General features: G+C 74.9%; 6 protein-coding genes and 1 pseudogene. 6 read left to right on the top strand and 1 reads right to left on the bottom strand.

Annotated elements, in window-relative coordinates:
* From ASC99_RS38435 to ASC99_RS11350, 6 genes are all read left to right on the top strand, one after another.
* Nucleotides 1–1,239, top strand: a 1,239-nt coding sequence (locus tag ASC99_RS38435; RefSeq protein WP_235583028.1) for an MFS transporter, incomplete at its 5' end; no start/stop codon positions are given.
* A 26-nt stretch (nt 1,240–1,265) separates the two neighbouring features.
* Complete coding sequence (locus ASC99_RS11370) at nt 1,266–1,526, top strand: acyl carrier protein (protein WP_057230827.1); 261 nt, start codon at nt 1,266–1,268, stop codon at nt 1,524–1,526.
* Nucleotides 1,523–2,746, top strand: coding sequence for a beta-ketoacyl synthase (locus tag ASC99_RS11365; protein WP_082598243.1), 1,224 nt, complete (start codon nt 1,523–1,525; stop codon nt 2,744–2,746). Before ASC99_RS11370 ends, ASC99_RS11365 begins: the two co-directional genes overlap by 4 nt.
* A gap of 149 nt (nt 2,747–2,895) precedes the next feature.
* On the top strand, nt 2,896–3,588 hold the full coding sequence (locus tag ASC99_RS11360) for an SGNH/GDSL hydrolase family protein (protein WP_057230825.1): 693 nt from the start codon (nt 2,896–2,898) through the stop codon (nt 3,586–3,588).
* 89 nt (nt 3,589–3,677) lie between these two features.
* Nucleotides 3,678–4,967, top strand: a complete 1,290-nt coding sequence (locus tag ASC99_RS11355; protein WP_057230823.1) for a DUF3533 domain-containing protein — start codon at nt 3,678–3,680, stop codon at nt 4,965–4,967.
* A gap of 72 nt (nt 4,968–5,039) precedes the next feature.
* Nucleotides 5,040–5,291, top strand: coding sequence for a hypothetical protein (locus ASC99_RS11350; RefSeq protein ID WP_157531484.1), 252 nt, complete (start codon nt 5,040–5,042; stop codon nt 5,289–5,291).
* A gap of 11 nt (nt 5,292–5,302) precedes the next feature.
* On the opposite strand, the pseudogene ASC99_RS39375 reads toward ASC99_RS11350, so the two are convergent.
* Nucleotides 5,303–5,770 (bottom strand): annotated as a pseudogene (locus ASC99_RS39375) (XRE family transcriptional regulator); the annotation flags it as partial.

The raw sequence follows: 5,770 nt of genomic DNA, 5'->3' as shown, positions 1-5,770 counted from the left end.
TTCGTCGCCGGGCTGGCCGTCTGCGTGGGCGCCTCGGTCGCGGGCTCCACCGGCGACAGCCCGGCGGCCCTGGTCGCCGCCCGCTGCGCGATGGGCGTCGGCGCCGCACTCTTCATGCCCGCCACCCTCTCCACCATCGTGCACGTGCTGCCAGACCCGGCGGAGCGCCGTCGGGCGATCGGCATCTGGGCGGCGGTGGCCGGTGTCGGCGCACTGTTCGGCCCGGTGGTCGGCGGCTGGCTGGTGCAGCACTACGACTGGCGGGCCGCGTTCTGGATGAACGTCCCGGTGGCGGCGCTCGTGCTGCTGGCCGCCCTGACGGCCGTACCGGAGTCGCGGGCACCGCACCGGGAACCGCTGGACCGGCTCGGCGCGCTGCTCTCCTGCGCCGCGCTGCTCACCCTGGTCTGGGCCGTCATCGAGGCACCGGGCCGGGGGTGGACGAGCTTGGAGGTGCTCGGCGCGTTCGGCGCGGCGGCACTGCTGACCACCGGCTTCGTGATCCGGCAGATCCGCTGCGCAGCGCCGATGCTGCCGCTCGGACTGCTGCGCAGCGGCCCGGTCTGGCCGGCCACGCTGGTGCTCGCGCTGATGTCCTTCGCGATGTTCGGCGCGATGTTCCTACTGACCCTCTACCTCCAGCAGGTGCGCGGCCTCTCGGCGTGGTCGGCCGGACTGCGGATGGTCCCGCTGTCGCTCGGTCTTGCGGTCGGCGCGGTGCTCGGGCCGGTGCTGGCGCGCCGGCTGGGCGCGCGGGTGCCGGTGACCGGAGGGCTGCTGCTGATCACCGCCGGATTCGTCCAACTGGCCGGTCTCGGTGCCGATTCGGGGGACCCGCCGGTGCTGCTCTTCGAGGCCGTCTCCGGACTCGGCGCGGGCCTGCTGGCGCCGGTGGCCACCGAACTGGTGATGAGCGCGGTGCCGGCCGCCTCGGCGGGCGTCGGCTCGGCGCTCAACGACGCGACCCGGCAGGTCGGTTCGACGCTCGGAGTGGCGGTGCTCGGCTCGGTGCTGGCCACCGCCGTGGCCGAGGGGCCAGACCCGCGCACCGCCTTCGTGGCCGGACTCGCCGACGCCTCGGTGGTGGGCGGAGCCGTCGCCCTGCTCGCCGCCGCGCTCGCCTGGTACCGGCTGCCCGGCCGGGCTCCGGCCGAGCCGGCTGCCGTCTCCGGTGCCGTCCCGAGTGCCATCCCCGTGCCGGTCCTCGCCGAGGCCGACCGCCCCTCGCTCACGATCTGACCCTCCCTCAATTGAAAGGCCCTCACATGTCCGAGTCCTACCGCATCATCAGCGACTGCCTCCGTGCGGAGTTCGAGGTCGCCGCCGAACTCGTCCGCCCCGAGGCCGCGTTGGCCGACCTCTCGCTCGACAGCCTGGCCCTGGTCGAGCTCTCCCTGATGGTGGAGGAGCGGCTCGGGGTCACCGTCGCCGACATCAGGCCCGAGAGCACCCTCGGCGAACTGGCCGCGCTCGCCGACGCCACCGTGGCCGCCGATGCCACCCTGGCCGTCGGGGCCGCCAGGTGAGTACCCGTGCGGTGGCCGTGACCGGGCTCGGGATGATCACCTCGGCCGGGTTCGGCGCGGCCGCCACCTGGGAGCACTTCTGCGGTGGCCGGTCGACCGCCCGCGCCGACCCCGAGCTGGCCGGGCTGCCGGTGGACTTCTCCTGCCCGGTCGAGGCGTTCGACGCCCCCGGCCTGCTCGGCGGGCGGCTGAGCCGCCGGCTCGACCGGTTCTCCCAACTGGCCGTGCTCGCCGCCCGGGAGGCGGTCGCGGACGCTCGGCTCGACCCGGCGCAGTGGGACGGCGCCCGGGTCGGCGTGGTGCTCGGCGTCAGCGCCACCAGCGCGGCCACCCACCCGGTGGAGTACGCCCGGCTGAACGCGGGCCGCCCCGACCGGGTCTCGCCGATGATGCTCCCGCGCAGCATCCCCAACATGGCGGCCGGCGAGGTCAGTCTGGACCTCGGCGCGCTCGGGCCGAGCCTGGTCACCAGCACCGCCTGCGCCTCCGGCACGACCGCCCTGGGCCTGGCCTGCGACCTGCTCCGGGCCGACGCCTGCGACCTGGTGCTGGCCGGTGGCACCGACAGCGCCAGGACCAGCATGGTGGCCACCGCCTTCGACCAGCTGCGCGCGCTCTCCCGGCGCCGGCACGACCCGGCCGGCGCCTCCCGGCCGTTCGACGGCGACCGGGACGGCTTCGTCCTCGGCGAGGGCGCGGGCGTGCTGGTGCTGGAACGGGTCGAGCACGCCCGGGCCCGGGGTGTCCGCCCGCGCGCCTATCTGGCGGGCCGCGGCTCCTCCTGCGACGCGTACCACTTCACCAAGCCCCGCCCGGACGGTGCGGGCCTGGCCCGGGCGCTCCGGGCCGCCCTGGCCGACGCGGGGCTCGCACCGCACGAGATCGGGCACGTCAACGCGCACGGCACCGGCACCGCGCTGAACGACTCGGCGGAGGCGGCGGCCCTGCACCGGGTCTTCCACCAGCCGCCGCCGGTGACCGCCAACAAGAGCATCATCGGCCACAGCATGGGCGCGGCCGGGGCGATCGAGGCGGCGCTGACCGTCCTGACGCTCCAGCACCGGCTGATCCCGCCCACCGCCAACCTGGACCGGCTGGACCCGGCGATCGACCTCGACGTGGTCACCAAGGTGCCGCGCCCGACTGACGCCGCCGCCGCCGTCTCGGTGTCCAGCGGCTTCGGCGGCCAGAACGCGGCCGTGGTCCTCACCGCCGCCTGACCTGCACCCCGTACGCGTGAATCGGAGCCCCGCCATGCCCGCAACCCCGACCGCCCCGACCAGGCAGCCGACCCCGCCCGCCCCGCCCGCGCCCAGGGTGCCGCCGAGCGTCCGCAGCCGCCGTCGCCCGGGGCTACAGCCGCCTGCTGATGCACCGTCCGCCCACCGACTGGTCGGTCCCGACAGCCGACGGCCGGTACGGGCCCGACCTCCCCGGCCCACAGCAGCCGATCAGCCTGCTGATGCTCGGCGACTCGCTGGCCCAGAGTCTCGGGGCCGGCCGCCGGGAGGAGACCCTGGGGGCCAGGCTGGCCCAGGTGCTCTCGGACACCGTCGAACTGCCGGTGGACCTACGGGTGTTCGCCCGGGTCGGCGCCACCACCCGGGGTGTCCAGCTGCAGGCCCTGCGGGCGGGGAAGCTGCCTCCCGGCGTCGCCGTGCTGATCGTCGGCGGCAACGACGCCCTGCTCCCGCTGCCGCTCGGCCGCTCCTCCCGCCGGTTCGCCCACCTGCTGCGGGGCCTGCACGAGGCCGGCTGGCTGACCGTCGTCGTCCCGTGCCCCAACCCCGGGTACGCCCCCGGTATGCGGGCGCCCGTGCGCTGGGTCGCGGGCCGTCGCTCGCAGCGCCTGGCCCGGCTGCAGATCCGCACCGCCGAACGGGTGGGTGCCGTGCTCGCGCCGTCCTCCGGCACCGAGTTCCGCGACCGGGCCGCCGAACTCCTCGGCCCGGACGGCGTCCACCCCTCACCGCGCGGCTACGCGGAGCACGCCGAACGGATGCTGCCCAGCCTGCTCACGGTGGCCCGGCAGCTCGGCCCCGCCCGTCTCCCGATCGGCTGATCTTCGCCGCGCCCGGGCGGGGCTCCGCGCTGTTCGGGGTGCTCGCGGCTAGCGTGCTGCGGGGGACCGACCGACGCTGACGGAGTGCCATGACCTCGGATTCGCCCCCGCCGCAGGTGACCGCCCGTCAGGTGCTGCGCAACCCGAAGGTGTGGGCCGTCCCGACGGTGATCGTCGGATCGGTGGCGCTGCTGCTGTCGCTGCTCTACCTGGGCGGCATCATCAACCCCAGGGCCGACCTGCACCGGCTGCCGATCGGCCTGGTCAACTCCGACGCGGGCGGCGAGATCGGCGGCCGGCCGGCGAACCTCGGCGAGCAGATCACCGCGGGGATCGCCGCCGCACCCGACCCGGCCGAAGAGGTCTCCTGGCGAGTGCTGAACCGGGCCGACGCGATGGACGGCCTGGCCTCCGGCAAGCTGTACGGGGTCCTGGAGGCCCCGGCCGGGCTGACCACGGCCGTGGCCGCACTCGGCGCGGCCGCTCAGCCGGAGCCGGCCAGGCCGACCATGCTGGTGCTCACCAACCCCGGGGTGGGCAGTCTGGCCTCCTCGCTCGCCTCGTCCATCTCGCAGCAGGCCGCCCACCAGGCCTCCCGGCAGCTCGGCGGCACGCTCACCGCGCTCCCGGCGGCCCAGGGCGGGGCGGCGACCAACGCGGCCCGCCTGTTGCTGGCCGACCCGCTCACGGTGGCGGTCGAGGTCGGCCACCCGATCGGCGCGAACAGCGGGCTCGGGCTGACGGCCTTCTACTACTCGCTGCTGCTGGTGCTCTGCGGCTTCCTGGGCGCCAACATCATCAGCAACGGCGTCGACGTCTCGCTCGGCTACGCGGCCAGCGAGCTGGGGCCGCTGCGCACCCAGCTGCCGCTGGTACCGATCACCCGCACCCGGACGCTCGCCGTCACCAGCGTGATGTCGGTGGTGCTGGCGGTGCTGACGTCCAGTCTGGTGATGCTGGCCACCGTGGTGATCCTGGACATGGACGCCTCGCACCTCCCGCTGCTCTGGGTGTTCTCGGTCTGTGCCAGCGCGGCGGTCGGGCTCGGGGTGCAGGCGCTGATCGCGGCGTTCGGCGGGATCGGACAGCTGATCAGCATGTTCGTCTTCATCGCGCTGTCGCTGCCGTCCTCGGGGGCGACCGTCCCGCTCCAGGCGCTGCCGGACTTCTACCGGGCGCTGGCGGTGTTCGAGCCGATGCGGCAGCTCGGCGACGGGGTCAGGTCGATCCTGTACTTCGACGCGCAGGCCGACGCCGGGCTGACCCGGGCCTGGGTGATGATCGCGATCGCGACGGTCGCGGCACTGCTGTTCGGCTTCGGGATGACGACGTACTACGACTGGCGCGGTCTGCACCGGGTGCACCCGGAGGTGAGCTAGACCCTCCGTCGGTTGGGGGCGGCCACCCGGTCGGCCCTGGCGTGGTGGCCCCGGGGCGGTATCGGCAGTTGCATGGAGAGTGACCGAGTCCCCGTCGATCCGGGAGCCACCATGTACCAGATGTGGGCCGAACACGACCCGGCTGTCGAGCAGCCCTCGCTGCTGTGGCACGTCATCACCAAGGACGACAACGCGAAGTCGCTGTGCGGACGGCTGCTGGGGGCGCCGTCGGAGAACGGCAGCGACCTGGTGCAGGCGGAGAGCTTCTGCGGCCCCTGCATGTCCTCCGTCCGGCAGGCGATGGCCCAGCCCACGGCCGGCTGACCCGGCGGCGCTCAGCGCGCCAGTTCGGTCAACCGCCGCGCAGTGTCGGCGAGTTCGGGACTGCAACCGGGGTGGGCGGCCAGCCGGTCGCGCAGGCCGCGCAGTTCGTGACCGACCAGGGCGGGCAGCCCGGGTGTGGCGATCTCCAGGGCCGGGCCCAGCAGCGAGATCGCGGTGCCCGGGTCGTCCGCGCAGACCAGGCAGTCGGCGATCCGAACGGTGAACAGCAGCCGGGAGGACGGAAGTTGGTGCGGCCCGAGCAGACGCAGTGCGGTCCGGGCGGCGCTCACCGCGCGCAGCGCCAGCCGGGGGTCGTCCACGGCGGCCGAGACGTCGCGCAGCGCTGCGGCAGCACCGGCCTCGACCCGTAGCTGCATCGAGGCGATCGAGAGCCAGGGCGCGTCGGACTCGTCCCGCGCCCCGATGTGGTCCAGGTGCAGGCGGGCCCGGCCGATGTGCCGGACGGTCTGCCGGACGTC

It is taken from the genome of Kitasatospora sp. Root107, assembly GCF_001424875.1.
GTDB lineage: Bacteria > Actinomycetota > Actinomycetes > Streptomycetales > Streptomycetaceae > Kitasatospora.
The sequence above is the reverse complement of the archived record's forward strand: the minus strand, read 5'-3'. Positions and strand labels throughout refer to the sequence as shown.

Excerpts from the sequence above, each read along its gene's own strand:
- ASC99_RS11355 (WP_057230823.1), top strand. The coding sequence starts at position 3,678 with ATGACCTCGGATTCGCCCCCGCCGCAGGTGACCGCCCGTCAGGTGCTG.
- ASC99_RS11350 (WP_157531484.1), top strand. The coding sequence starts at position 5,040 with ATGGAGAGTGACCGAGTCCCCGTCGATCCGGGAGCCACCATGTACCAG.
- ASC99_RS11360 (WP_057230825.1), top strand. The coding sequence starts at position 2,896 with ATGCACCGTCCGCCCACCGACTGGTCGGTCCCGACAGCCGACGGCCGG.
- ASC99_RS11370 (WP_057230827.1), top strand. The coding sequence starts at position 1,266 with ATGTCCGAGTCCTACCGCATCATCAGCGACTGCCTCCGTGCGGAGTTC.